Annotated in this window: 23 protein-coding genes and 1 pseudogene; 5 read left to right on the forward strand and 19 right to left on the reverse strand. The window is 63.1% G+C overall.

Annotated elements, in window-relative coordinates:
* The 11 genes from LB520_RS19615 to LB520_RS19665 all read right to left on the reverse strand — a co-directional run.
* Positions 1-659 (reverse strand): ABC transporter substrate-binding protein (locus tag LB520_RS19615; protein ID WP_224638557.1); only part of this gene is annotated, 659 nt, incomplete at its 3' end.
* Positions 660-722: 63 nt separating this feature from the next.
* On the reverse strand, positions 723-1739 hold the full coding sequence (locus tag LB520_RS19620) for a Gfo/Idh/MocA family protein (protein WP_224638558.1): 1017 nt from the start codon (positions 1737-1739) through the stop codon (positions 723-725).
* A complete protein-coding gene (locus tag LB520_RS19625; protein WP_224638559.1) occupies positions 1736-2452 on the reverse strand; it encodes an N-acetylmannosamine-6-phosphate 2-epimerase in 717 nt (238 codons plus the stop codon). The genes LB520_RS19620 and LB520_RS19625 overlap by 4 nt, the downstream gene beginning before the upstream one ends.
* 65 nt (positions 2453-2517) lie before the next feature.
* Positions 2518-3429, reverse strand: coding sequence for an N-acetylmannosamine kinase (locus LB520_RS19630; protein ID WP_224638560.1), 912 nt, complete (start codon positions 3427-3429; stop codon positions 2518-2520).
* Positions 3413-4240 carry a MurR/RpiR family transcriptional regulator gene (locus tag LB520_RS19635; protein WP_224601154.1) on the reverse strand — a complete coding sequence of 276 codons (828 nt, stop codon included), beginning with the start codon at positions 4238-4240 and terminating at the stop codon, positions 3413-3415. The genes LB520_RS19630 and LB520_RS19635 overlap by 17 nt, the downstream gene beginning before the upstream one ends.
* A 53-nt stretch (positions 4241-4293) precedes the next feature.
* On the reverse strand, positions 4294-5430 hold the full coding sequence (gene eis / locus LB520_RS19640) for an enhanced intracellular survival protein Eis (protein WP_224638561.1): 1137 nt from the start codon (positions 5428-5430) through the stop codon (positions 4294-4296).
* 628 nt (positions 5431-6058) lie between these two features.
* On the reverse strand, positions 6059-7165 hold the full coding sequence (locus LB520_RS19645; RefSeq protein WP_224638562.1) for a class I SAM-dependent methyltransferase: 1107 nt from the start codon (positions 7163-7165) through the stop codon (positions 6059-6061).
* An 18-nt stretch (positions 7166-7183) separates the two neighbouring features.
* Positions 7184-7762, reverse strand: a complete 579-nt coding sequence (locus LB520_RS19650) for a DUF3726 domain-containing protein (RefSeq protein ID WP_224528467.1) — start codon at positions 7760-7762, stop codon at positions 7184-7186.
* Positions 7759-9414, reverse strand: coding sequence for a hypothetical protein (locus LB520_RS19655; protein ID WP_224638563.1), 1656 nt, complete (start codon positions 9412-9414; stop codon positions 7759-7761). The genes LB520_RS19650 and LB520_RS19655 overlap by 4 nt, the downstream gene beginning before the upstream one ends.
* Positions 9411-10415, reverse strand: a complete 1005-nt coding sequence (locus LB520_RS19660) for an Ldh family oxidoreductase (protein WP_224638564.1) — start codon at positions 10413-10415, stop codon at positions 9411-9413. The genes LB520_RS19655 and LB520_RS19660 overlap by 4 nt, the downstream gene beginning before the upstream one ends.
* Before the next feature lie 15 nt (positions 10416-10430).
* On the reverse strand, positions 10431-11339 hold the full coding sequence (locus tag LB520_RS19665; RefSeq protein ID WP_224528478.1) for a LysR family transcriptional regulator: 909 nt from the start codon (positions 11337-11339) through the stop codon (positions 10431-10433).
* 100 nt (positions 11340-11439) lie between these two features.
* Here LB520_RS19665 and LB520_RS19670 point away from each other — a divergent pair, with 100 nt between their 5' ends.
* From LB520_RS19670 to LB520_RS19680, 3 genes are all read left to right on the forward strand, one after another.
* Complete coding sequence (locus LB520_RS19670) at positions 11440-12888, forward strand: aldehyde dehydrogenase family protein (protein WP_224638565.1); 1449 nt, start codon at positions 11440-11442, stop codon at positions 12886-12888.
* The gene (locus LB520_RS19675; protein ID WP_224638566.1) at positions 12885-13883 is read left to right on the forward strand and encodes a membrane dipeptidase; all 999 of its coding nucleotides are present in this window, start codon (positions 12885-12887) and stop codon (positions 13881-13883) included. The genes LB520_RS19670 and LB520_RS19675 overlap by 4 nt, the downstream gene beginning before the upstream one ends.
* Positions 13884-14592: 709 nt before the next feature.
* A complete protein-coding gene (locus LB520_RS19680; RefSeq protein WP_224528491.1) occupies positions 14593-14817 on the forward strand; it encodes a multiprotein-bridging factor 1 family protein in 225 nt (74 codons plus the stop codon).
* A gap of 1270 nt (positions 14818-16087) precedes the next feature.
* Here LB520_RS19680 and LB520_RS19685 read toward each other — a convergent pair.
* Positions 16088-16285, reverse strand: a pseudogene (locus LB520_RS19685) (EAL domain-containing protein); the annotation flags it as partial.
* Between the two features lie 516 nt (positions 16286-16801).
* Between LB520_RS19685 and LB520_RS19690 the strand changes: the two are divergent.
* Together LB520_RS19690 and LB520_RS19695 are read left to right on the forward strand one after the other, a co-directional pair.
* Positions 16802-17104, forward strand: coding sequence for a hypothetical protein (locus LB520_RS19690; protein ID WP_224528505.1), 303 nt, complete (start codon positions 16802-16804; stop codon positions 17102-17104).
* A 37-nt stretch (positions 17105-17141) separates the two neighbouring features.
* Positions 17142-17396 carry a hypothetical protein gene (locus LB520_RS19695; protein WP_224528509.1) on the forward strand — a complete coding sequence of 85 codons (255 nt, stop codon included), beginning with the start codon at positions 17142-17144 and terminating at the stop codon, positions 17394-17396.
* Positions 17397-17734: 338 nt separating this feature from the next.
* Here the strand turns inward: LB520_RS19695 and LB520_RS19700 are convergent, their stop codons facing one another.
* From LB520_RS19700 to LB520_RS19730, 7 genes are all read right to left on the reverse strand, one after another.
* The gene (locus LB520_RS19700; protein ID WP_224528511.1) at positions 17735-18706 is read right to left on the reverse strand and encodes an ABC transporter ATP-binding protein; all 972 of its coding nucleotides are present in this window, start codon (positions 18704-18706) and stop codon (positions 17735-17737) included.
* Complete coding sequence (locus tag LB520_RS19705) at positions 18703-19713, reverse strand: ABC transporter ATP-binding protein (RefSeq protein ID WP_140541243.1); 1011 nt, start codon at positions 19711-19713, stop codon at positions 18703-18705. Before LB520_RS19705 ends, LB520_RS19700 begins: the two co-directional genes overlap by 4 nt.
* Entirely contained in the window at positions 19713-20630 is a 918-nt protein-coding gene (locus tag LB520_RS19710) for a dihydrodipicolinate synthase family protein (RefSeq protein ID WP_224638567.1), read from the reverse strand. The genes LB520_RS19705 and LB520_RS19710 overlap by 1 nt, the downstream gene beginning before the upstream one ends.
* 10 nt (positions 20631-20640) lie before the next feature.
* Positions 20641-21501, reverse strand: coding sequence for an ABC transporter permease (locus LB520_RS19715; protein WP_411962585.1), 861 nt, complete (start codon positions 21499-21501; stop codon positions 20641-20643).
* 26 nt (positions 21502-21527) lie between these two features.
* Positions 21528-22487 (reverse strand): ABC transporter permease, encoded by a 960-nt coding sequence (locus tag LB520_RS19720; protein ID WP_224638570.1) that lies wholly within the window; start codon positions 22485-22487, stop codon positions 21528-21530.
* A 78-nt stretch (positions 22488-22565) separates the two neighbouring features.
* Positions 22566-24140, reverse strand: a complete 1575-nt coding sequence (locus LB520_RS19725) for an ABC transporter substrate-binding protein (protein WP_224638571.1) — start codon at positions 24138-24140, stop codon at positions 22566-22568.
* 21 nt (positions 24141-24161) lie between these two features.
* Positions 24162-24875, reverse strand: a complete 714-nt coding sequence (locus LB520_RS19730) for a FadR/GntR family transcriptional regulator (protein ID WP_140542389.1) — start codon at positions 24873-24875, stop codon at positions 24162-24164.
* Between the last annotated feature and the right edge of the window lie 67 nt (positions 24876-24942).

A 24942-nucleotide genomic window follows, 5' to 3' on the forward strand; every position in this document is an offset into this window, starting at 1 on the left:
TCGGCATCGAAGAAGGAGCCACCGAAGCCCCACAGATAGGCCGCCCAGACATAGACGCCCTGGATGCCCTGCTGGCCGCGCATGGTGATGCCAGCGATCTGCTTGTTCGTCTTTTCCGAGATGGTTTTCGCGGCGTTCTCAATGTCCTCGAAGGACTTGGGCGCGGCCAGCCCGTATTGCTCGAACAGGTCCGTGCGGTACATGACGAAGGTGCTCTCGCCATAGACCGGCAGGCCATAGACCTTGCCGTCCAGCACATTGGTGTTGAAGTAGCCGGGCACGAAATCGGACTTGTCGAAATTTTCTTTGTGCTTGGCCAGGAAATCGTCGAGCGGCACGATGTAGCCGGATTTCACGAACCCCGGCAGATAGATGATGTTGTTCTGGACGACGTCGTAGCGGCCCGACTTGGAGGAGAACTCGAGCAGCTCCTTGGCGGTGATGTCCTGCTCGGGCACGACCTCGATCGCGACGTCGATGCCAGTCTTGTCCTTAAATTCGGGCACCATCTTCTGGATGGCGTCGGTGGTCGGATGACCCTCGAGCAGCACCGATATCTGAACGCCGTTGAACGGCTTTTCTTCGGCGGAGGCCGGCGCGGCCAGCGACAGCGCGGCGGCGGCCGCGCCAAGCATAAGTAGATTGCGCCTGTTCAGCATGTTTCGTCTCCCATTCTTGGGCCGTCTGGCCTCGTTGCAACAGCGCTGTTCGTTTGATTGTCTTCAACCGAGGCGCACGATTTCGCCGCTCTCCGCCGACTGCATCATGGCAAGGGTGAGTTCGAGCGAACGAAGGGCTTCCCGGCCGGTGGCGATCGGCATCGCCGCGCCGTCCAGCCAGTCGATGAGGCCGCTGAGCTGGCGCGCGAGGTCGCCGTCGACGCGGCCGTTGAGCAAAGGCCAATGCTGGGTGTCGATCTCGCGGGACCCCTCATTGCTAGCGAAATAGAGCCCGCTGTCGCCGCACTGGACCTCGAAGGATCCATCTGTGCCGAGAAGTTCCATGCGCGCGTCGATCATGTGGCGCGCGCCGGACGGCAGCGACCAGGCGCTCTCGAAATTGACGACAGTTCCACCGGAAAAGCGCACGATCGCCGTGATACTGTCCTGCGTGCCGGAGGCGCCAAGCAGCTTGTCGGTCTGCTGCGCATAAACCGAGACCGGCTGCTGGTCCTCCAGAATCCACAGCACCATGTCGACGTCGTGGACGGTGACATGCAGCGCCAGCGGCAGCTTGCCGCCATAGCGCTTCGGGCCTTCGGTGCGGGCGCTGTTGCGCCTAGCATAGATGTGGATTGGCTCACCGATCTTGCCCGATGTCATCAGCTCCTTGGCGGCGCCGTAGCGCGGATCGAAACGCAGCAGGTAGCCGACGCCGAGCTTTACGCCCGCCGCCTCGCAGGCGGCGATGATCGTCTTGGCCTCGTCTATCCTGGACGAGATCGGTTTCTCGACGAAGACGTTGATGCCGGCTTCGGCGACCGCAACCGCCGGCCCCAGATGTAGATTGTCTGGCGTGCAGATAGAGACGAGGTCGAGATCGCGCTCCGAGCCGAGCAATGCCTGATGACTGTCGTAGACTTTGCAGCCCGGCGCCTTGGCTGCCACGGCTTCGGCCAGCGCGCGGTTGGGATCGACGATGGCCGCGAGCTCGGAGCCCACCATGTTGGCAAAGATGCCGGCATGCATAGAGCCCATGAAGCCTGCACCGATGACGGCCACGCGACGGCGCTTGATCATGATGGATTCCTTTTCAGTTGCGGACGGGCGTTCCAGGCGGCGACCTCGTTGGCGAAGCGGCGGGTGATGGCGTCGGGCCGTGTGATCGCGCCGCCGACGACGATGAAACGGGCGCCGAGCTCGAAGCAGCGGGTTGCCTCTTCGGGCGTCCAGATGCGACCCTCGGCGACAAAGGGAAGGCCGGCGCGGGCGAATTCCTCCATCAGGTCGAAGGCGGGGCCGCGCTGCTCCCTAGAGTAATCCGTGTAGCCGGCCATGGTGGTGCTGATGAGGTCGGCGCCGGCATCGAGCGCGCGCCTGCCTTCGTCGAGCGTGGCGACATCGCCCATCGACAGACGCCCTTTCGCGGCGATGGCTGAGAACATCGCCGTCAGCTCGGCCGGTCGCGGCCGACGGGTTGCGTCGATCGCGACGATGTCGGCCCCGGCGTCGATGACGGCGGCGACGTCGTCGAGCGTCGGCGTGATGTAGACCTCGGTGTCGTCGCGCCTGGCCTTGATCAAGCCGATCAGCGGCACCTCGACCGCATCTCGAGCGGCGACGATGTTGGCCGTGCCCTCAATGCGCACGCCGGTGGCGCCGCCCAACAGGACGGAGCGCGCCATGGCGGCGATGTGGCCGGGAGCGTCGAGCGGCAGGCCAGGCTCGGCCTGGCATGACACAACCAGCGTTCCATCGAGTGTGGCGAGCAAATCGCCCTGCTTGGCCTGCACCGGGTCTTCTCCTGGAAGAGCATCACCGCTCTAACCAAGCGCAGATGAAAGTTTTTGTCAATAAGCTATTTTTGATGAAAATTTTCGTCAGAGCTCTTTGGTCGTGCCAGCATAGCTGCGCCAAGCAGGCCGGCATCGGCGCCAGCCCGCGCGGCAACAATGGGGCGCCGATAAACGCGCGGCAGATCGAGCGAGCGCACCTGCAGCGCCTCGATGAAGCCGCCGGCGAGGCCGACTCCACCACCGACAGCAAAGCAGTCGATATCGACGGAGGCCGCCAGGTCGGCAAAGGCGTCGACCAGCGCGACGACCGCGCCGGCGATAATTTCCGCGGCAATGCCGCTGCCTTCTTTCGCCGCCGCAAACAGCTCCGGCGTCGTAACCTTGCGGCCAAGGCGCGCGCTGCCCGCCCGCGCCAGCGCTGTACCCGAGGCGACCGTCTCCAGGCAGCCGCGCCTGCCGCAGCCGCAGAGGATACCGCCGGGCTCGGAGCGTGTGTGCCCGACATGGCCGGCAAGCCCGTTGGCGCCGCTTTGCAGCCGGCCGTCTATCACCAGGCCGCAGCCGATGCCGGTCGATACAGTGAAAAAGGCGAAATTGCGAAAACCCGTGCCGGCGCCGAGCGTGAACTCGGCCCAGGCGGCCGCTTGCGCGTCGTTAATGACGAGCGGCGGCATGCCGAAGGCCCGTTCGATCGCCGAAGCCAGCGGGTAGCCGTCCTCGATCGGGAGGGTCTGAGGGTTGAGCGCGGTCAGTGCGCCGTAGCGCACAATGCCTGTGGTGGCTACGGCGACCGCACCGAAGCCGCCGTCCGGCGCCAGCTCGGCGATGGCTGCGATGAGATCGTCGCCTTTGCCGGTGCGCGGCGTCGGTGCCTGCCGCCGGTTGGCGATCCTGTCGCCGCTCACCTCGGCGATGGCTATCTTGGTACCGCCGACATCGATGGCGAGCACCGGCAAATCAGAAGCTGCGGTCACTCACGACCTCCGCCGTGCGGCTGAGCTGGACCAGCCGCTTCGGATCCTGCCTCGTCATCTCGGCGACCAGTGCGTCAACGATGAGCAATTGACTGATCTTCGACGGGAAGGCGCCGCCGGTGAGCGGCGTCTCCGGCCAGGAGGCTATTAAAGCCAGGTTACAGACGGCGATCAGCGGGCTCTTCGAGCGATTGGAGATACCGATGACGAAGGCGCCCTTGGAGCGGGCAAGCTCTGCCACGCGCACGGCGTCGATGGTCGAGCCAGAGCTGGATATCACCACCTGAACAGTTCCGTGCTGCGCGGTTCCCGCTGCCATCATCGCCAGATGCGCGTCGCCCAAGGCGCGGCTGAATTTGCCGATGCGGGTCATCTTGTAGGCGAGATACTGTGCCGTGACGGCGGAGGCGGCGATCCCGAAACACTCGACCACGGAAGCATCGAGGAGCTTTCGCGAAGCGGTAGCCACGTCTTCCCGGACGATCAGTTGCTCGGTCTCGCGCAGCGAGGTGATCGCGGTATCGACCAGCCGCTGGATGTCGTCGGACGGCGAGCCGTTGTCCCGGGCCCGCTCGTCGGTCGCGAGTTCCTTCGCCAGCGCCAGCTTGAAGTCCTGAAAGCCGGAGAAGCCCTGGTCGCGGCAGAAGCGCATGACGCTCGCCTCGGACGATCCCGATGTCTCGGCAAGCTCGGTGATGCTCTGGCGCAAGGTGGTGTCGGGCTGCGCCAGCACCGCCTCGGCGACGCGCGCCAGCGCCGGCGTCATATCGCCCGCCGCTGCTCTCAGCGAGGCTATCAGCGCGTGTGTCATGCGAGACCCCTCAGAAGATTCTCGGTGCGAGCAGGATCCTGGCCGAACCATGCTCAAAAATGCTCAGCCACCCAGGGCGGCGGTCCAGCGAACAGCTGATCACAGCGACGTATGTCAGCCGAGTCGCCTGCAACGAGGCCATACTGCGCCAATTTCGAGGCACTGCGAAAGCCCGTGAAGAGCTGGACGAAGGCCGGCGCATCCATGCGCACGGCCGGGCCACATAAATCAGCCCCCTCGCGCACTTCGGCGGCGCCTTCGCGAATTTCGATTTCGAGCGATATATCGCCGATGCGCAGCGCGAGCTTTGCCTCGTCGACATGGTAGCCGCGCTGGCGCAAGGCCGTCGCTGGATCGAGCACCCGCAACAACCATTCCTCCTGGCGCGCAAGGCGCCAGCCTTTGTCCGGTATCGCCGCCACTAGATCGTCTTGTGGCGCGCCATGCCAGCGAACCGCCGGATAGACCGAGCGGAAGCGGGCAAGAAAGGAAAGCAAGCCTTGTGCCGCCTCGGGCGAAGCGGCGGACCAGTCCCGTACCGTCAGGCAAGTTTTGTCAGCCATGTCGAGTATCAGATAGGCGGCCTCGCCTTCGGCGAGATAGGCGGCGAGCGAATCTGTTGGGGCACGCCGCAACTCGTTCCAATGCGCGGCAGCGCGTGCAAGCAACCCGGATTCGCCAAGTGTCTTTGCGACATAGGCGCCGGCCAGGCGCGAATCGTCGAGTTCGATGCGATCGAAGGCGAGCCGGCTCGCGGAAGGTAGTGCCGCTGTTGCCGCCTCATAGACGATCTCGTGCCCGGCAAGCTCGAAGCCGGCCTTGCGGTAGACCGGCCGCGTTGAGGCAAAGAGAGTGGCGATCGCGGCGCCCTGGCTCCTCGCCTCATCGCAGAGAGCATCCACAAAAGGCACGGCAAGGCCCTCTCCGCGCCGTTCCGGCGCGATCGCCACGTGTACGATGTTGGCCGCGCGCACGGGCTTGCCGTGGAAAATATGCGCAGTCTGCAGCAGACCCGCGCATAGGACCGGACAACCGTCCTCGCCGCGACTGAGCCGCAGCGCCTCGACCCCAATATTGGCGATGTATTCTTGCGACCTCGCCTTGCTGAAACCGAAGGCCCAACTCAGCAGGCGAGCGACGTCGGCGAGATCCTTGGTGGTCGCCATTTCGGTTGCGAAGTTTTTTTTCATGTCCGTTCCGTCTATGACGCTTTTCATCATAGCGAATAATCGCGGGCGCGCAATGGCGGCGATCCAATAGGCAGATTTGCGTGGTCGGCGGAATCTTTGTTGGCCACCTTTCGACACGAAATGGTGGCCAGCGGTAACGGCTTCCAACAGAAACAAGCACTTACCTTTAAAGGCGGGGTAAGTCGCTCACTGTGCTCAGTGCTTGGGTGTCTTCAACTTGCCGGTCCCGAGCTGATCCGAGCCGATATCAGTCTACCGATCCATGGCTTCCAGCAGATAAGCTCCCAGGATGAATGCGGTTTGGGAATCCGGCGGCCTCGAGCAGGACACGTACTGAAAGCGGACTTTGTCAAGCTAATGCTTGACCTACAGAATGGCGCCTTCCGCCGCTAGAAGCTCAGCGGGCGCTTCTCGACGACGCTGTGGTTGAATTGTCGACAACGACGTCAATGGTGTCGCGCACACGGCGCGCTACAAGTTTGATTGTAGATCCGTCCGGTGCCGGCTTTTAGGCCGAAAGCCGACCGGCAGCTTGAGCCCATGAATCTTCAAGAATGGACATTCAGCTGGCCCGGAGGATCGCCATCTGGACGTTTTCAGGAAGCGGCGCGCAAACTCTCGATATCCCTTACGATTTGACGATCTCCGTCACGCAATGGACGTAGTCCATCCGGTGGCCTTCGGGGGCGCGCGCTACGTCGGCTTCATAAGCGCCGTAAAGATCGTCGACGATTGCGGCACGGTCATTGGCGGGACGCGAGGGATCGAGCGCGTTCGCAAAAACGGTTTCCGACCAGGAGCGGAGCGTCGGCACATAGGCCCTGGCAAAATCCTGCGCGTTGCCATGGACCCGGAAGGCCTCGGCATAGGGGCACGGCGTCACCATGGTGAAGATGTTTTCCAGCCTCAGCCCGGCCTGCGACACCGGCGAAACGGGATCGCGAAAGGGTGCTGCGAACTCGTCCGGCGTCTTGTAGAATTGCTGGAACGTCGCGTTGACATATTCCGTCTCGCTGATCCGCCCCGCCGCAAGCAGATCGCGCCAATGGCGCGCGAAGCTGTCGAACATGTCGACCCCTGTCGTATGCCCGAGATAGCGCCCTTCCTCGTCGACGCAGAAATTGGCCAGCGCCAGCCGGCCGCCGGGCCTCAGCTCGCGGGCCCTCGCCAGCAGGATCATCTCCCAATCGCGCAGCCCCTGGGCGCGAAACTGCGCCCGCTCGGCTTCCGTCGCGCCGACCGCCTGGACATGGTCGGCGATCATGCAGGGCCGCTTGCTGATCCAGTGCATCGCCGTGGCGGAAAAGCCGAACGACAGCGAATTGTCCGGCAGGATCTGGCGGTAGAAGCTGGTGCCGCTGCCGAAGATGTAGAGGCCGGGCGTCTCCGCCAGCGGAACCTCGGTGGAGGTTCCCAACAGTCCTTGGCTCAGCCGGAACAGGGTCGAGAAATCATTATGGGGCAGGTCGGTATAGGTGATCGATATCGCCCGATCCGGTTCCCTCTCCCGAACGGCGCCAACCAGCCGCCGCATCATGTCCATCGAGGTGCCGCCGTCGGCCGCGCCGAAATCGGCGACGGCGAATGGCTGGCCATCGGCCAGCCGAGGCATCCCGGCGACTGCCTTGACGACGAGATCGCCGACCTTGTCGATGACGTATTTGGCGCCGACGGTGTTGGCCGAGTAGTAGCCCGCCCCACGCATGGCGATCTTCTGGCCGTCGGCTGCACTCATTTTCTTCTCCCCTTGTTGTTATTCATCGTCCACCCGGCCTCCGCCAGCTCCGCGCATGCGCGATCGCTCGCTTTCCGGCACATAGGTTCTGACAGCGAAGGAATTGAGCGCGGCAAGCGTCCGCTCGTCGATCGCGCCGCGCCGGCCTGTGGCCGGCCGCTCGATTTCGGCGCGATGTTCGATGACGACGTCGGCGCGCTTCGCCAGCCCCGCAGGTCGCGCGACGCGCATGGCCGAGCGGCGCAGCATGGCGTCGAGCCAGACCGGCAGACCGACACCAATGATCGCCAGCGGCAGCGCGCTCGCCGGAAGCGGATCGTCGAGCAGCAGGGCCGCGGTTCGGATCGGACAGAGTGGCATTTCGGCAGATTTGTCGGCATTGCCTTTTCGCCAGCGCGCAGCGCGGGCAGGGTCGGGCACCGCGAAGGACTGCGTGTTTTCGGCAAGGCTCAGCATGGCCATGCCCCAATTGTCGTCCTCGACCGCGAGCCGGCGCGCCGCGCGCCCGATATCCTCGGCCAGTCCCCAGGAAAATCCCGCACCCCGCGCCGTCTTGGCGCTGAGCGTCTCCACCTCGTTGAGCGACAGGTCGATCACGCGGCTTCTCCAGCCGATGCGGCGCTGGCGACCTCCTCGATCAGGGGCTCGCCGCTGAACAGCGCGATCCGCAGCCAGCGGTCCGAGCGGGGATCGAAGCTGCGCGCGCCGAAGAACGCCAGCTTGGCGCGCAATATGTCGACGGGCCGCAAATCGGCGCCGATCAGATTATCGTGAATCTCGGCATAGGGGAATTTCGCAACGATCTGGGTGCGCCGCACCGCATGGCGCCATTCGGGCCGGCGCAGCAGGAATTCCGCGACACTGGCCGAGGCCGGCTCCTGCGCCAGCGCGGCCGCCAGACCGAGCGCGTCGCGCGCGGTGGCCAAAGGCTGTTCGAACTCGGCGCCGTCCTCCTCGAACCGCTCGCCGAGCCGGGGCTCGAGCTTCTCCGCCGATACATACCAGAAGCGCGCATTAGCGGAGGGCTCTGTGAAGTCGATTGCCCCCGCCCATGAATAGCAGTCGAGAAGCGCCTGGCGCAGCGAGCCGCAGTCCATGGCGCCGTCGATGGCATGGCCGGGCGTCTCGTCGGCTTTCATCGTGTCGCCGAGCTCGTCGACCAAGGCGCCATGCGGCTCGAGGACCAGGGAGACGCAAGCCTCCTGCCCTTCCAGGGAGAACTGCTCTTCCGCGAAGCGATAGACCGCATCCCACGGCCGCGGCTTCGCCAGGAGCCGGTCGAGATTTTCGGCCAGCGTGTCGAGATCGGCGGCTAGGGACCGGGTGGCGGCGGCCTGGCGGTCGTCGTCGCTGTGCCAGCGACCAACGCGCTGCGCCAGGTCGGCGAGCGCCTGCGCGAAAATTCTGCGTTCCGCCACGGCGGCCTGCGGTTCGGCGCGCACCCGCGCCAGAGCGGTTTCGCGGGCCAGAAACCAGCTATGCGTCAGCAGCGGGTGGCGCACGAGGAAGGGCGCCATGCCGAGTCCCGTCGCGTTGCCGACCCCGAGCGCCCGGCGCAATTCCGGCGCCAGTCTTGCCGCGCCGGCCGGATTGCGGCGACGGGCGATGTGATCGACCAGATCGAGCGTGAAGGATCGGATCAACCAGACGGTGAGCATCTCGGCCTGGAAAGACCCGGCAAGTTCCGGACGCGCGGCGATCTCGTCGCGGTCGGCGATGCCGAACTTGCCGTTGCCGTAGACTGCCGTGGTGCGTAGCAGATAGCCGACGCCAAGCAGTTGCTCCTCGTCAGGCTGCCGTCCCTGAGCCAGCGTTGAAGCCACGTCTTCGAACAGCCGCACGCTCTTGTTGGCGCGCGCCAGCACCAGCTCGCTTCTGGTGTATCGGCCCGCCTCCTGCAGCGGAGCGTTCGCCTCCAGCCGCGCGATTTCGGCGGCATCCGGCAATCCGTCGTAAAGAACGTAGCTCGTATCCCAAGCCTGCGCGATCACCCGGTCGGACCGCTTCTCGTCGTCAAGCGGCGTCGAGAACGCGACCAGGCTGTAGGTTCTTGCCGGCGTCTCGACGGCATACACCGCGCGTCCAAATCCGTTGTCGTCGAGGTCGAACAGGTGCTTGCGCACACGCCATTTCTCACTGGTGGCACGGCGGATCAATTGGCGCAGGAAACTGAGACGCGTCGGATGCGCCGCGCCAAGCCGCTGCAGTCGCATGACGATTTCCGGCGGGCGCAGCGGAATCGCCGTCATGCGGCGGTCCCGGCCAGCCTTTCAAGCGCGGCGAGCGCTTCGGCCGCCACCTCGATGCCGTCTCTGCTGTTTTGTTCGCGCGCGCCGAAGCGCCTTGTGCCCGGAAGCCTCGTATCGCCGACGAAGGCGCTGGCGATGGTTTCCAGGTTGCCCGAGAACGCCCCGGCCGACGTTGCGTCGGGCGACACCGCCAAAAAGAACTGCCCGGTTCCGGGCGGACCTCCGGCGGTGCCGGAGAGGGGGCTGGCGACAAGCCCGGGGTTCGCCCCCGTCAGGCATGCGGCGAAGATCTCCACCAAGAGCGCCGAGCCGACGCCCTTGTAGCCACCCGCCGGCGCCATCGTGCCCTTCAACGCTTCGCCGGCATCGGTCGTCGTATCGCCGCTTGCGTCGAAGGCCCAGCCGGGTGGGATCGGCTCACCCGCGCGGGCGCGCTTCATGACTTCGCTCTTGGCGACGACACTGGCGCTCTGGTCGATGACGAAGCGCGCCCCGCCCTGCCCGTCCGGGACAGCTAGCGACCAGGGATTGGTGCCGAGGGCCGCCTTGCGGCCGCCCCAGGGTGCGATTGAGGCCGGCGCGTTGGTGAAGCCTAGCCCGACCAGGCCGGCTTGGGCGATCCGCTCGGTGTGATAGCCGAGCGCGCCGCAATTATAGGAGTTGCGGATGGCGAGCGCCGCCACACCTTGCGATCGCGCCGCTTCGATCAGGGCCGGCAGGCCGAGGGCGATGGCCGCATGCGCAAAGCCGTTGGCGGCATCGACGGCGACGACCGCCGGAGTCGGCCGCGTCAGGCGTGGTTCGGCCTGCCCCAGCACCTTGCCGCAGATCAGGTGTTCGCAATAGGTCGATAGATACATGAGCCCATGCGATTTCAGGCCGTCGCGTTCGGCCGCGGCGATGCCGGCGGCCAGCGCCTCGGCCTGCCGCTCGCTTGCGCCGTGCCGCATCAGCGCAGCGCGCGCGAGCGTTTCGATGCGGGCTTGGGTCAGGCGTGTCATCCCCTCACCCACCGATCATGCCGCGGCATAGCCGAACTCCCCTTCGCTCGCCCGCGTCTGCAGGCGGATGCATTCGATGAAGCGCAGCGACGCCGGCTGCAGGTTCCGGCCCTTCTTGGCGATCCAGCCGACGGTGCGGCTCGAACGCGAATCGGCAAGCGGCAGGAAGCGCACGTCGTGGCTCGATTTCCAGCGGCAGAGCCGGGGCAGGATGGTGACGCCGAGCCCGGCCTCCACCATCGCCAGATTGGAGCTCACATTGGTCGCGGTGAGCTTGGAGCCGGCGGCAAGCGCTTCGGTCTCGGCAAGCCCCAGTGCCGCGGCCGCGCCATTGCGGATGAAGCTCTCGCCGTCGAGCTCAGCCCATTTCAACGGGCGCTTCGATCTTGCCAGGGGATGGTCGGCCGGGCAGACGAAATCGAGCGGCTCATGGAACAGCGGCTCGAAACGAAGCTGTGGCCGCCTGATCGCAAGCACGCACAAGCCCACCTCCACCATGCCGTTCTCGACCGCCTCGACGATAGCGCTGGAATCGCTGTCTCGGACATGAATGTCGAACTGGCCGCCCTCGGCGCGGAGCTTGGCGATGGCGCGAGGCAGCAAGGTCACCGCGACCGAAGGCACGCTGGCCACCTCGCAGCGCCCCTGCCGGTCCGCCGCGTAGCTGGTCATTGCCAGACAGGCGCGGTCGTAGTGGGCGATCATCGCGCGCGCCTCGTCGAGCACCACACGGCCGACAGGCGAGAGCGCGCCCTTGCGTTCGCTCTCGAACAGCGGTGCGCCGATATCGTCCTCCAGTTGCTTCAGGGTCATCGACACGGCCGAGGGCGTGCGGCCGATCTGGTCGGCGGCGGCGCGCACGCCGCCGGTCTCATAGACCGCGACGAAGCTGCGCATGCCGGTCAGGCTGATGGTTTTGGTCACTGTTAAGCTTGCCTGAACATTTGTGCCAAAAATTGAGCTTGATTGAAGTTCACCGCATTGGTTAGGTCGTTGTCAACCCAATTGATGCAGGTCGAACAGGATGCTGAGCGGTCAGAACTTCGTTGCAGGCGAGTGGCGCGACGGTGCCGACTGGGTCGAGGATATCAATCCGTCCGACGTGACCGATGTTGTCGGGCGTTTCGCGCAGGCACGGCCGTCCGACATCCATGACGCCGTCGCGGCGGCGCAAGGCGCGCAACGGAAATGGGCGGCGGCCGGGCTGGAAGCGCGAGCCGCCGTTCTGGACGCCATCGGACGCGAGTTGATGGCGCGCTCGAAGGAGCTTGGCGAGTTGCTGTCGCGCGAGGAGGGCAAGACCCTTCCCGAGGGCGTCGGCGAGGTCTATCGCGCCGGCCAGTTCTTCACCTATTTCGCCGCGGAGGCCTTGCGCAATCTGGGTTCCTCGTCCGATTCCGTCAGGGCCGGCGTCGATGTGCTGATCGAGCGCGAGCCGCTTGGGGTCGTCGCGATCATTTCGCCCTGGAATTTCCCCATCGCCACCGCGTCCTGGAAGATCGCGCCGGCGCTAGCCTTCGGCAATGCCGTTATCTGGAAGCCGGCCAGCGTCACGCCGGCCAGCGCCTGGGCGCTCACCGAGATCATCAGCCGGCAGGCGATCCCGAAGGGCCTGTTCAACCTGGTGATGGGTTCAGGATCGACGATCGGCCGTGAGCTTGCCGCCAATGCCGACATACAAGGGCTGAGCTTCACCGGCTCCGGCGCCATCGGCTCCGGCATCGCCGCGCTCGCCGCCGCGCGCTTCGTGAAGCTGCAGCTCGAAATGGGGTCGAAGAATCCATTTGTGATCATGGACGATGCAGACCTCGATCGCGCCGTCGACCTTGCCGTGAACGGCGCCTTCGGCGGCACCGGTCAGAAATGCACGGCCTCGTCCCGCCTGATCGTCCACCGGCCGGTGCATGACGCCTTCGTCGAGAAGCTGCTGGCGAAAACAAAGGCCCTGAAGGTCGGCCATGCGCTCGAGGCCGGCGTCCAGATGGGGCCGGTCGTCAGCGCCGAGCAGCTCTCGGCCAATCTCGATTATGTGACGCTCGGCATCAGCGAGGGCGCCGAGCTAGCGACCGGCGGCGAGGCGCTCGATCTGGCGCATCGCGGCCACTACATGGCGCCCGCAGTGTTCCTCAACGGCCGTTCGCGCATGCGCATCAACCAGGAGGAGATGTTCGCGCCGATCACCTGCGTGATGACCGCCGACGATCTCGACGAGGCGATCTTTCTTGCCAACGATACGCCCTATGGGCTGACGGCCGGCATCGCCACACGCTCGCTGGCGCGCGCCACGAAGTTCCGCCACGCCTCGCGCTCTGGCTGCGTCATGGTCAACCTGGCGACCGCCGGCACCGACTATCACGTGCCGTTCGGCGGCGTCCGCGCCTCGAGCTACGGGCCGCGCGAGCAAGGCCGCGCCGCGGTCGAGTTCTACACCCAGGTCAAAACGTCCTACATCCACGCGGGCGCGCCCGAATGACCAGCGACGCGCCGCAGGTGCTCATCGACGGGTTGCAACACTGCAAGTGGTCGCGCGCAATCTTCGAGGAGATGCGCCGGGGCGGACTGACCGCGGTCCACGCCACTGTCGGCTATCACGAAGGCTTTCGCGAGACGGTGCGCCATCTCGTCGATTGGCGCACTTGGCTTCGCGATAATGAGGACCTGATCCTCCTGGCGCGCGATGCGGGCGACATCGAGGAGGCGCGGGCCTCGAACCGGACGGCGATCCTGCTTGGCCTGCAGAACCCGATGCCGATCGAGGACGACATCGGCCTGATCGAGATGCTTTTCGATCTCGGCATCCGCTTCATGCAGCTCACCTACAACAACCAGTCGCTGCTCGGCTGCGGCTGGATGGAAAAGGAGGACAGCGGCCTGACGCGGATGGGGCGCGAGGTGATCGCCGAGATGAACCGGCTCGGCATGATCATCGATCTGTCCCACGCCGGCGAGCGGACCGCGCTGGAGACGATCGCGCTCTCCGAGCAGCCGGTGGTCGTCAGCCACGCCAATCCACGCTGGCTGCGCGACAGCAACCGCAATGTCTCCAAGGCCCTCTTGCAGGCATTGCGCGCAAAGGAGGGGCTGCTCGGCCTTTCGCTCTACCCGCTGCACCTTCCGAACGGCTCGGACACGACGTTGGAGCAGTTCGGGAAAATGGCTGCGGAAGCGGCCGGGATCATGGGACCTGACCATCTCGGCATCGGCTCGGATCTCTGCCAGGACCAGCCCGACAGCGTGGTGCGCTGGATGCGCGAAGGCCGCTGGACCCGCGAGACACAGGCGGCGGCAAGTTTCCCGCAGCAGCCATCCTGGTTCAGATCGAGCCTCGATTTCCCGAAGTTGGCGCAAGGCCTTTCCTCGGCGGGGTTCGGTGCGGCCGAAACCGCGCTTGTTCTTGGCGGCGCCTGGCATCGCTTCCTCGAGGCCAGTCTGCCTTCGACCCGAGATTCGCAAGCCACCAGCAGGTAGATTTGCCCCGCATGATGGCGCTGTGGCCTTGAAGATGAAACCGCCTTCAGGTGTCACTGGACGCCGCCATCCTTGCGCAGGCGAAGTCTGCTTTTAAGAAGCGGCAAAAGTCACCTCGATGATCGAGATGGGTCGCAAAACTGCCGTTCGCGTCGCAGGTAGCTTGCGTGTCAGACTCTCCCGGTCCTACCGGTCTTCGCAGCACCAAGACAGACCCATCACGCCCGACACTGTAGAAAACATTGTACGCTCTCCGAGTGGGGGGAAAGGCGGTAGTGCTCTCCCGACTCGAACCCCTGATCACGTTCGTAATGTATGAGGCACTTTGGGCGCCATCCAGTGGCGCATCGGGGCGCAGCGTGGGGCCGGCAAACTCGCTATCGTACTGATGGCCGACCGGGCCCAACATGTGCGGCGGCTTCGGAACCTTGCGATCAGAAAAAGCGCTGTGGGATCGCGTGCGCCGCCGAAGGGTTTGGCAAAGCAAAGGCGGAGTGGCTGGCCCGGTCTGGTCGGCAACGCCGTAATGGTTTGGAACCGGCGGTTCGCCGCGGAGTTAGCTTGTACCCGTCAAGGGTGATTTCACCCAACCGGAAGAACTCCGATGGCAACAAGCAAGAAAGCCGCTGCCGCTGATAAGGGTCTCGCGGACCTTCGGCAAGTTGGCACGGTCAGGCGGGACATAAGCCGCTAGACATGGACAGCTGAGATGGTGGCCGAGCTGACTCCAGAGCAGTCGAAGGCCGCGCGAGCCCTGCTTAACTGGTCACAAGTCCGTCTGAGTGCCAAGTGCAATCTGAGTGAGGGCACGATACGCGATTTTGAGAATGGTATTAGGACGCCGCGCCCGTTGAAGGTCGCAGCCATCCGTCAAGCATTCGAATCGGCGGGCGTGGTATTCGTCTCAGGCGCGAGTCCTATCCTGAGTAAATGACTTCCATGGAAATCCGCGCATTAAAAAACCCGCCGGCCGGAAGTAGCGGGCTTATCCAGTTCGCCTGAGCTTGGATAGATCAGGGCGGAGGCGGCGGCACAGGTGGACCGCGACGATTGCGGAAAGCTTCGCCTTGCGAGCCAGCGTCGGCTGCTCGTAAGTCTTCTTCATGAGAATTCCCCCGGTTTCGATTGATCCCTCAAACACGATGACACTGTCCCGTGCCTTCTCTGGTTGCCAAGCTGCGAGAAACAAAGTTGCACCGGATGGTTTGGGCCTGTCGACCAAGGGCAGAGCATCATCACGACCTATTATTTCGACGTCGACAACAGCTAATTCATCTCCGACGTAGATGGTGTCAATCTCCCGCGGCAAGGAAGGAGCCGTGCGGGTTGCCGGCGAGATGATAAACGAGAGCAAACATTCTTTCTGGAAGTATACGAAGCCTCGGATCATGAAAGTGACGGATGATGAAAATCATCTCCTGTTCACGCTTCAGGTCGCGGCGAAAGTCCCATCGGGGAATGCGCTCTACATACCGCAAACGGAGGCTGTGCACGGCTAGGCCGCCGTCCGACAAAAAGCCCGCCGGCCAGAGCCAGCGGGCAGTACTGGAGTAGCCTGGGGGCGCGAAGTGGCAACCTGCGCGGCAGGCTACTCGGGAACAGCGCAAATGCCCGAGCTGTTCCCCCGACACCTGTGTCTTGCCCGTCAGTCGTAACACGCGTCGGACAGACGTCTTATCGGCCAACTCATAAGTCCCGACGACGCAACATACTCCGCAGATCTTCATTTGGGAGTGCTGGCGAGCATAGTCCCTTCATCGCCAGTTCATGGATGCCCACCATTATCTGCGATGATGGTGGGCATCCATCAGCCTAAAGGTGCCGGATTGCCGATTCCTCAAGAACTTAACGACGAATATCTCACCTTTGAGTGCCCACGGTGCGAACGCCCCATCGTTCGAAAAGGCACGTGGTTTAAAACCATATCCTCATTCAAATGCCCGTCCTGCAACGCGGCGCTGAGGCTTGGATACCCCGAAAAGCTGCACCTGTTTGAGAAGCACAAGCGTCTGACCGGGGGACCTCACGAACCGGCGAACCCGCCTGCCTGAACCAAGCCGTGGCTAGCCGTACGACCTGTATGGATCGCATCGCACGCCAATCTTGCTCCATTGATCGATTATCAAGCTCTCAAATGGGCTGCTTCTTCGAATAGGGCAAAGACCTTAGACTGAGGTAGGGGCGACCGAACAGCCAACCCTGTCGGTACAGCCATTCTCCCTGATCAACTGATACTGTTCCTCAGTTTCGACGCCCTCGGCTGTCGTGGTCATGCCGAGAGTGGCCCCAAGTTCGGCGACGGCCTTGACGATCGCCCGGCTTTCGCTGCTTTCACAAATCAGGCTGACAAAGCTACGATCGATCTTGATGCGGTCGAAAGGGAAAGAGCGCAGATAGGTTAGGCCGAAGCCTATTGTTCGCCTGAAGGCATTCATCCGCGATCCCCTACCAATCGGCAGAGGTTAGTGTTGTCCGGCTTAGGAACCGCTAATGATCCACCGAGATGGATTTCTAATCTAACAAAAATAGGACCTTTACTCGCCGCAGTCACTGGGTGCGAACGGCCGGTAACGGCTGCAAATAGCAGCGCTTATCTTTAAAGGCGGGCTAACTCCCTCCGCCCGCTCGCCGCACTGTCGGAGGCTATCGAACGAAACCGACCGCCGGCTCTAACTATTGATTTCCTGCCCGACAGCTCAATTGGCACCACCGCAGGCGTGAATGATCCGTGTCATGCCACCACCAAGTTTTGGCGCATGCTCCTTCGGCATTTGCGGCAGCGAACCTTCCGCACGAGGGCAGACACAATCCAGAAACATTCAGGAAAAACTGCAGAAATCATTCAAGCGTATCATGCTCTGGAGGGATCAGTTCATCGGCTGCAGCAGTGCTGCACTTGCTCGGGTTTGCGACAAGCGATGCACAGAATCTCGATCAACTTGATGGGTGCGTTGCTCAGCTTGTCGCTCGCTACGGCAGCGACCGGACCCTCCACCTCAAAGGCGGCGCCGCTCACCCGGACCGAGCGTTGCACCATTCTCAGCCGTCAAGTCGACGAAGCCCTCAAAACGCATGCCGCGGCAACGCAGGTCACCGCGGCGAAAGCTCTTCAGAGAAAGGGAAACCGGTACTGCGCCAAGAAGAAGGAGGCGCAGGGAATCCGGATGCTCGCGAAAGCTTTGAAGCTGCTTGGAGTAACACCCATCGATCCTGATGGGTGACGCTCAACCCCCGACTTGCCAAACAAGGAATAGACACATGAAAAAGTCTCTTCTGTCTGCCGTCGGTCTTGCATTCGCGCTCGCCGTCTCGATGCCAGTTCTCAGCCCTAACGACGCCGCCGCGGCTACGAAGCCAGCGCCAGCAGCGACGGCCGCAACTGGCTCTGCACCCGCTTCGGATGCTATGACCATGAAGAAGGCTAAGAAGCACGTAACGAAGGCCTGCAAGGCGACCAAGAAGCACAAATGCCCGGTGAAGCACAGGAGGAGCGCCGCGAAGAAGGCCTATTAAGGTGTGAAGTATTGCAAAGAAGGCCGTCCACCTCCGCATATACCGGGATGGCCTTTTTTGCTCCCGCCTGCGACTGAGTGGGCGCAACGACCGGCTCTTCGTGCCGGCCCGCTCTTTTCGTCATGGACAGCAGCAGGCTCGTTACGCGCCCTTTGCGGCGTCCTCGATCAACCTGACCACGAAGTTGCGGCATCTCTGGCCCGGACTTATCCCCTATATTTCCAACCTCCTCCGCCCCATTGCGGGTACAGAAACGGACACCTCCCCGCTCAACTGCGCGCTGACTGTGAATGTCCCAAAAACGTATCAGAACTACTCCAATTTTTAGGCTGCCATGTTCAGCCTATGTCGTCGCGAATGCATGCCTTCATACGTCCAGGAGCTATCTCCCGTAGCCGTGGCACGGCGCCGGCACAGGCAGCCATCGCTGCGGGACAGCGCGTTCTGAAAACACATCCCGACGGCGGATTGGCGGGACTTGGGATGTCGCCTTTCAGTATCTGCCGTTGCTTCCTGGCGAACGCATCTGGCGATGGGACGGCCGACAGCAATGCCCGTGTGTAGGGATGCCCAGGCCGGACATAGAGATCGGTCGCGGGCGCGACTTCCATGATGCGTCCGAGATAGAGAACGATGACCGTGTCGCAGATATATTCGACAACGGCGAGGTCATGCGAAATGAACAGCATGGTGAGGCCAAGCCGGACCTGGAGATCGCGAAGAAGATTGATCACCTGGGCCTGAATAGACACGTCGAGTGCCGAGACCGGTTCGTCCGCGACGATAAACTCGGGCTCCAGCATAAGGGCTCGCGCGATGCCGATGCGCTGGCGCTGGCCGCCCGAGAATTCATGCGCGTATCGGTCATAGGCATCGACCGGCAGTTCGACGGTGGCGAGCGCCTTTTCGGCGCGGGCGCGGCGCTCGGGCCGACTACCGATGCCCTGGATATCCAGGCCCTCGGTGAGGATCTGGCCGATAGTCATGCGCGGCGACAGGCTGGCGAAGGGATCCTGGAAGATATACTGCATGTTGCGCCGTTGACGTCGAAGCTCCCTTGCCCCGAGCTTGACGATGTCCTTGCCGTCGAAGCGTATCTCGCCTGAGGTCGGCTCGATCAGCCGCAACACGGAACGGCCAATTGTCGTCTTGCCGGAACCGGATTCGCCGACCAGCCCGACCACCTGACCACGTGGAATGTCGAATGAAATATCCTGCAGTGCCTTGACCACAGGTCCGCGCGAGAACGCTGTCGGCGGGAAATGCTTGGTCAGGTTGCGAACGGACAGATAAGGAGCCGGCGCGCTCATAGCTCCTCCCAGCGGATGCAGCGGCTCGTCTGTGTCGGCGATACCTGCAACAGCGGCGGCACGGCGGCGCGGCAGGAGTCGATCGCCATCGGGCACCTTGGAGCAAAAGAACAGCCTCCGGGCAGCATGGCCAGCGAGGGGACATTGCCGGCAATCGTCGGCAGCGGTGTGCCGGCCGCCTTCAGCACCGTTGCTTGGCCAAGTCGCGGTGCCGATCGCATCAGGCCTGTCGTGTAAGGATGGCGCGGCCGGGCAAAGACTTCGCCAACCGGGCCGGTCTCGACGATGCGGCCGGCATACATGACGGCCACGCGGTCGGCGATTTCCGCAACAACGCCAAGATTGTGGGTGACGAAGAGGATGCCCATGCCGCGTTCCGCCTGAAGAGTGGCAAGCAGATCGAGGATCTGCGCCTGGATCGTCACGTCAAGCGCCGTCGTCGGTTCGTCGGCAATCAGCAATGTCGGGTTGCATGCGAGCGCCATGGCAATGGTGGCCCGCTGACGCATGCCGCCCGAGAGTTCGTGCGGGTATTGTTTCGCGCGCCGCGCGGGGTCCGGGATGCCGACCTGCATCAGCAAGCGCACCGCTTCGGCTGCCGCCTCGCGATGCGATTTGCCAAGATGGATGCGCATCGGCTCGGCGATCTGCTCGCCGATAGTGTAAACCGGGTTCAGGCTGGTCATCGGCTCCTGAAACACCATGCCGATATCGTTGCCGCGCACGCGGCGCAGTTGCTCCGCGTCCAGCCCGGTCAGCTCGGTGACGGAACCGTCGCGTCGTCTGATCGAGATATGGCCGTGAGCGATATGGCCGATCTTCGGCGCCAGGAGCCCCATGATGGAGAGGCTGGTGACTGACTTGCCCGAACCGGACTCGCCGACCAGCGCCACGGTCTCGCCGGAGCCGATCTCGAGATCAACGTCCTGTACGGCCGCAATGTCGCGCCCCGCAATGCGAAACACGGCACGCAATCCGGCAATCTGGAGGATCGGCGCTTCCATGATCAGCCAAGCAGGCCGGCGTCGCGCAGGATCGCGTCGACCTTGGCGGTTTCCTCGGCGTTGAGATCGCGCTGCGGGCGGGCCATCCTGTTGGTGGCGATGATGCCGAGGCTGCGCATGGCGGTCTTGAAGGAGCCGACGCCGGCTGAACCGGCACTGGTGCGCCCGAGCGCGATCCAGACGATCTCGAACAGCTTCAGCAGGCGTTCCTGCTCGACGCGGGCCTCGGCATGCTTGCCGGCCTGCATCAGGTTCCACATCTTGACGTAGCCGTGCGGGTCGACATTGGCGATGCCCGGCACAACACCATGCGCACCCATGGCGAGAGCAGTATCGACCATGATCTCGGAGCCGGTCATGCCGAAGAAGCCGGCATCGCCGGCCATGTCTTTCAGTACATAACGCAGATTGCCATCGTCGCCGCTGGAATCTTTCAGGCCGGCCACGGTGCCTTCCTTGGCAAGCGTCACCGTCGTCTTGCGATCGAGCTTGATATGGACGCAGACCGGGATGTCATAGGCAATGATCGGGATGTCGATCGCATCCTTGATATAGCGGAAATGATCGATGATCTCCGGCTGGCTGGTGCGCGTGTAAAAGGGCGCGGTGACCACGATTGCGTCGGCCCCGGCCGATCTGGCGATCTTCGAATGGTTGATGACACGGTCGGTGGTCGGATCGATGACGCCGGCGAAGATCGGAACGCGACCGTTGTTGACCTTCACTGCGTGCTCGATGATCGCCTTGCGCCCGGCTTGGTCGTGGAAAACCACCTCGCTGGTCGAGCCAAGCACGAACAGTCCGTGGACGCCGCCGTCGAGCAGGTTCTCCAGCGTCCGGGTGAACGACGGAAAGTCGATGCTGTAGTCGTTGTTGAGGGGGGTAACGACTGGCGGCACGACGCCGGTAAAAAGTGGCATTTTGAAACCTTCAGTTGAGATCGGATCGGGGATCGAAAGCGTCACGCAGCCCATCGCCAATGAAATTGATGGCGAGGACCGTGAGTACGAGGGCGGCACCGGGGAACATCCACTGCCAGGGGTATTGTTCGAGAACGACGGTGGAGCGGGCAAGATTGAGCATATTGCCCCAGCTCGCTTCGGGTGGTGCGATGCCGAGGCCGAGGAAAGAGAGGCCAGCTTCCAACAGGATCGCGTTGGCGATCTGCAAAGTTGCGTAGACGACGAGGATGTCCATGCAATTGGGCAGGCCGTGGCGAAACAGGAGATGCGGCAGCCCTGCCCCCATGCCGCGCGCGGCAACGACGAAATCGCGCTCGCGCAGTTCGAGGAGGCGGGCCCTGACCATGCGCGACAGAACCGGCCACGATAGCAGCGAGATGACGAGGATTGTCGGCGCGATGCCGGTGCCGGCGATCGAGGCAAGAACCAGCAAGAAGATGACTGGCGGCAAGGTCATGGCGAGATCGACGAAGCGCATCGCGGTTGCATCAACGATGCGGCCGCCGAAGCTCGCGATAGCACCGATGAGGAAGCCAATAACGGTGGAGATCGCGACCGAGCAGACGGCAACCAGCAGCGAGATGCGACCACCCTGCAGAAGCCGCGCGAAAACGTCCCGCCCGACACCGTCGCTGCCGAGCCAATGGGTGGCGGACGGTCCCTTGTTCATGGCCTTCAGGTCGATGGCGTTAGGAGCGTATGGCCACCACCAGTGGTAGGTCATGACCGCTATCAGTACGGGGATCACGATGACCAGACCGGCCCGCGCGGCGCGGTTCTCGATGAAGCGGCCGAGTGCGCGGCGCAATGGACCTTTGGTGCGCTGCATGGGTGGTTCGATCTCGGCAATCGTCATCACCCCACCTGGATGCGCGGGTCGACAAAGGCGTAGACAACATCGGTGAGAATGTTGACCAGAATGACGCAGACACCGATCACCAGCGTGGCACCCATGATGACGGGATAGTCACGCGTGCCGACGGCATTGACCAGCAGCAAGCCCATGCCTGGCCAGTTGAAGACGCTCTCCAGGAAGATCGCGCCGCCGATCGCGATGCCAATGGTCGACCCGATCAGCGTGATGACCGGCAAGAGCGCGTTGCGGGTGGCGTGCTTGATGATCACCCAGAACTCTCGCACGCCTTTGGCCCGGGCGGTTCGGACATAATCCTGGTTGAGCACTTCGAGCAGCGAAGCGCGCATATAACGCATGATCAGCGCCGCGTGGCCGATCGACAGCAGGCATGCCGGCAGAATTAGATGGGCAAGCACATCGGAGATCGAGAATGGCGCGCCCGCGGTCTGCATGCCGCCTGACGGCGCCCAGCGCAGCAGAACCGAGAAAAAATAGAGGCCAAGCAGAGCGGTCAGGAAGGCCGGACTCGATATGCCGATGAACGACAGCACGGACATCGCAATGTCGGGCCAGGCGTTGCGGCGCACTGCGCTGTAGATACCGGTCGTAATACCGACGACAATGGCGATCGCCAGCCCCGTGCCCATCAGGAGAGCCGTGGGTCCGATGCGCTCCATCACCAGCGGCAACACCCGCACGCCGTTGCGCTGGATCGAATAGCCGAAATCCCCCGACAGAGCCGCACGCACCCAGCCGAAATACTGAAGCGGCAGCGGCCGATCGAGACCGAGGCGATCGCGCAGGGTCTCGAGATCGGAAGCCGACATCGGCACGGAAGGATTGATATATGCGTCGATCGGATCGCCAGGCGACAGGCGCAACAAGATGAAGATGAGGAGGCTCAAGGCAACCAGCATCAACAGTCCTGTGGCGCAGCGGCGGGCTATGAAGCTCAGCATTGGCTTTCCGCAAGTGGATGGTGTGGGCCGAATCCCAGAGGAAACCGGCCCTTGTGGCGGGCCGGGAGACCCGCCTGCTCACTGAATGTCCCACGCCTCGGGATGAGCGGCGTAAGGACCGCCGGCGGGCGCAGGCGTCCAGACGAAATCCTTCAGCTTATTGGAGGCAACGCCGTAGCGATTGGCCACCCACAGCGTTGCCCACGGAAGGTCCTTGTTCATGACCTTGCAAACATCCCGCCAAGCGGCATCGAGCTTCGATGCATCGGTTTCACCGAGCGCCTTGTCTAAAGCCGCGCTCAGGTCGTCGAACTTGATGCGCATGGTGTTGAAGCCGGCAGGCGGAATCTGCGACTTGTTCAGGCCCGGATTGATGCCAGCCGGGTTCGGGCCATTCTGCAGGCCGGCATAGACCATGGGAAATGCGTTCCAGTCCGGCGTGCCTCCCTTGTAGACGATGCCATTGTAGGTCGGCGTGTCGACGACGCGCGGCACGACGTTAATGCCGACCTGCGACAGCATGGACTGGATGGCTGCCATGACATTGGCAGCCTGCGGAGAGCCGTAATAGGTCAGCAAAGTAATGGGCTTGTCGCCGTTGACCTTGTCCCAGCCCGCCTCTGCCAACAGCGCTTTGGCCTTGGCCGGGTCGTAGGCGTAGGTTTCCAGCCCTTCGGGCACCAGTTGCGGCGCCACAAAGCCGCAGTTGGCTGGTTTGGCTGCTCCGCCATAGAGGCTCTCTATGATCGCGTTACGGTCGATGGCGTACATGATTGCCTGACGAACCTTGAGATCCTTGAACAGGTCGACCTGCTGGTTGAGACCGATATAGTTGACCACGTAGGAGCCGCCTTCGATCACCTTGAAGTTGGAATCGGTCTTGAACGACGCCGTGTCGTCAGGCTCGACATAGGTGAATTGGATCTCACCAGCACGCAGCGCCGCGACCGCCGCGGCCGGGCTCTCGAAATAGCGGTTAATCAGCACGTCGACTTTCGGCTTGCCGCCACGATAATCGTCATCCGCGGCCAGTTCGACATATTGGTCGGTGACGTATTTCTTGAACTTGAACGGACCTGTGCCGACCGGATTGGTCGACCACCAGGTGCTGGTTGCCAGCGACTCCGGCGGCATTCCGGCAAGAGAATGCTCCGGCAGGATCAGCACCTGCGAAAGAATGGACAGGAAGGAGGCGTTCGGCTTCGACAGCTTGATGATTACGGTGCTGTCGTCGGGCGCCTCGACCGAAGCGATATCGCCGAGACGTGCCGCGAACAGGCTGCCGGAAGCTTTGTTCTTGGCAAGATCGATGGTGAATTTCACGTCCTTCGACGTGAACGGCTTGCCGTCGTGCCAGCTCTCCTTGACCAGGTTGAACGTATAGGTCAGCTGGTCGGCGCTCACCGTGTAGTTCTTGGCCAGGTCGCCTTCGAGTTGGGTCAGCCCTGCATTCCAGATGACCAGCGGTTCAAAATAGGTGCTGAGCCAGGTGAAGCCGCCAGTCGCGACTAGCGGGTTGAAGTTCTTGGGGAAGCCGCCGGGACCGACGTCGAAACCACCCGCAATGGTCTTTGGACTTTGCGCCTGCACGATGGTCGGCAGGCCGGTGCCGAACAGCAACGCGGCAGCGATGGCTATCGTCTTGATGCGCATGGTTTCCTCCCTTGGCATTTTTCAGGTTGTGCGGTTTTTGGCGATAACTTGCTGGATACCTCTGTAGTGATCGTCGAGCCGGCTACGTGCCCGGTCAACATCCTTGGCGGCGACCGCCTCGACGATTTCATGATGATCGCGCCAGGTGGCGAGCGGCGTCGGATTGTCGAGATTGGTGAAATCCGAGGCCTTGTTGAACGCCACCCAAAAGATATCGATCAATGCGCTGAGCATGTGGTTGTTCTGGCAGCGGAACAGCATCTGATGGAATTGCTGGTCCTCTTCGGCAAAGCTCTCGCTGCGCTCCGCGCGCTGGCGCATGCTTTCGGTCAACCGGCGAAGCTCGTCGATGTCTTCGGCGCTGATCATCTCGATGGTCTTGGAGATCAGCCCCGTCTCAAGCACACGCCGAATCTCGCGCAGTTCCTCGACGTCGCGCAGCGAGTCCTGCAGGCCATAAGCCAGATTGTCGAGTAGTGGCTTGAAGGAGAATTCCTTGACGAACACGCCAATGCCACGACGCGTCTCCAGGATGCCGATCGATTCCAGCGCCTTGATCGCTTCGCGGACCGAATTGCGGCCAACGCCGAGCCGCTGCGCCAGGAAGGTCTCCGGGGGCAACGGGTCGCCTGCCTTGAGCCTGTTCGCCTCGATATAATTCCGCAGGCTCTCCTGGACGGTCACATGCAAAAGCGGTGGTCGGCTAAGCGGTTCGATCGACTTCAATACCGGCATCTTGTTTCCCGTTTCCACTGCTGTCCGACGCCGATAACCACTTCGCTTGAGAGGCTGGCGACTTGTC

Source organism: Mesorhizobium sp. CA12 (genome assembly GCF_020165255.1).
Classification (GTDB): domain Bacteria; phylum Pseudomonadota; class Alphaproteobacteria; order Rhizobiales; family Rhizobiaceae; genus Mesorhizobium.

Bases quoted from the DNA above. Each gene is read 5' to 3' on its own strand.
- LB520_RS19720 (WP_224638570.1), bottom strand. From the start codon at position 22,487: ATGCTGAGCTTCATAGCCCGCCGCTGCGCCACAGGACTGTTGATGCTG.
- LB520_RS19710 (WP_224638567.1), bottom strand. From the start codon at position 20,630: ATGCCACTTTTTACCGGCGTCGTGCCGCCAGTCGTTACCCCCCTCAAC.
- LB520_RS19655 (WP_224638563.1), bottom strand. From the start codon at position 9,414: ATGACGGCGATTCCGCTGCGCCCGCCGGAAATCGTCATGCGACTGCAG.
- LB520_RS19725 (WP_224638571.1), bottom strand. From the start codon at position 24,140: ATGCGCATCAAGACGATAGCCATCGCTGCCGCGTTGCTGTTCGGCACC.
- LB520_RS19690 (WP_224528505.1), top strand. From the start codon at position 16,802: ATGCACAGAATCTCGATCAACTTGATGGGTGCGTTGCTCAGCTTGTCG.
- LB520_RS19680 (WP_224528491.1), top strand. From the start codon at position 14,593: ATGGTGGCCGAGCTGACTCCAGAGCAGTCGAAGGCCGCGCGAGCCCTG.
- LB520_RS19635 (WP_224601154.1), bottom strand. From the start codon at position 4,240: ATGACACACGCGCTGATAGCCTCGCTGAGAGCAGCGGCGGGCGATATG.
- LB520_RS19715 (WP_411962585.1), bottom strand. From the start codon at position 21,501: ATGCAGCGCACCAAAGGTCCATTGCGCCGCGCACTCGGCCGCTTCATC.
- LB520_RS19660 (WP_224638564.1), bottom strand. From the start codon at position 10,415: ATGACACGCCTGACCCAAGCCCGCATCGAAACGCTCGCGCGCGCTGCG.
- LB520_RS19645 (WP_224638562.1), bottom strand. From the start codon at position 7,165: ATGAGTGCAGCCGACGGCCAGAAGATCGCCATGCGTGGGGCGGGCTAC.
- eis (WP_224638561.1), bottom strand. From the start codon at position 5,430: ATGAAAAAAAACTTCGCAACCGAAATGGCGACCACCAAGGATCTCGCC.
- LB520_RS19730 (WP_140542389.1), bottom strand. From the start codon at position 24,875: ATGCCGGTATTGAAGTCGATCGAACCGCTTAGCCGACCACCGCTTTTG.
- LB520_RS19695 (WP_224528509.1), top strand. From the start codon at position 17,142: ATGAAAAAGTCTCTTCTGTCTGCCGTCGGTCTTGCATTCGCGCTCGCC.
- LB520_RS19670 (WP_224638565.1), top strand. From the start codon at position 11,440: ATGCTGAGCGGTCAGAACTTCGTTGCAGGCGAGTGGCGCGACGGTGCC.
- LB520_RS19700 (WP_224528511.1), bottom strand. From the start codon at position 18,706: ATGAGCGCGCCGGCTCCTTATCTGTCCGTTCGCAACCTGACCAAGCAT.
- LB520_RS19675 (WP_224638566.1), top strand. From the start codon at position 12,885: ATGACCAGCGACGCGCCGCAGGTGCTCATCGACGGGTTGCAACACTGC.
- LB520_RS19620 (WP_224638558.1), bottom strand. From the start codon at position 1,739: ATGATCAAGCGCCGTCGCGTGGCCGTCATCGGTGCAGGCTTCATGGGC.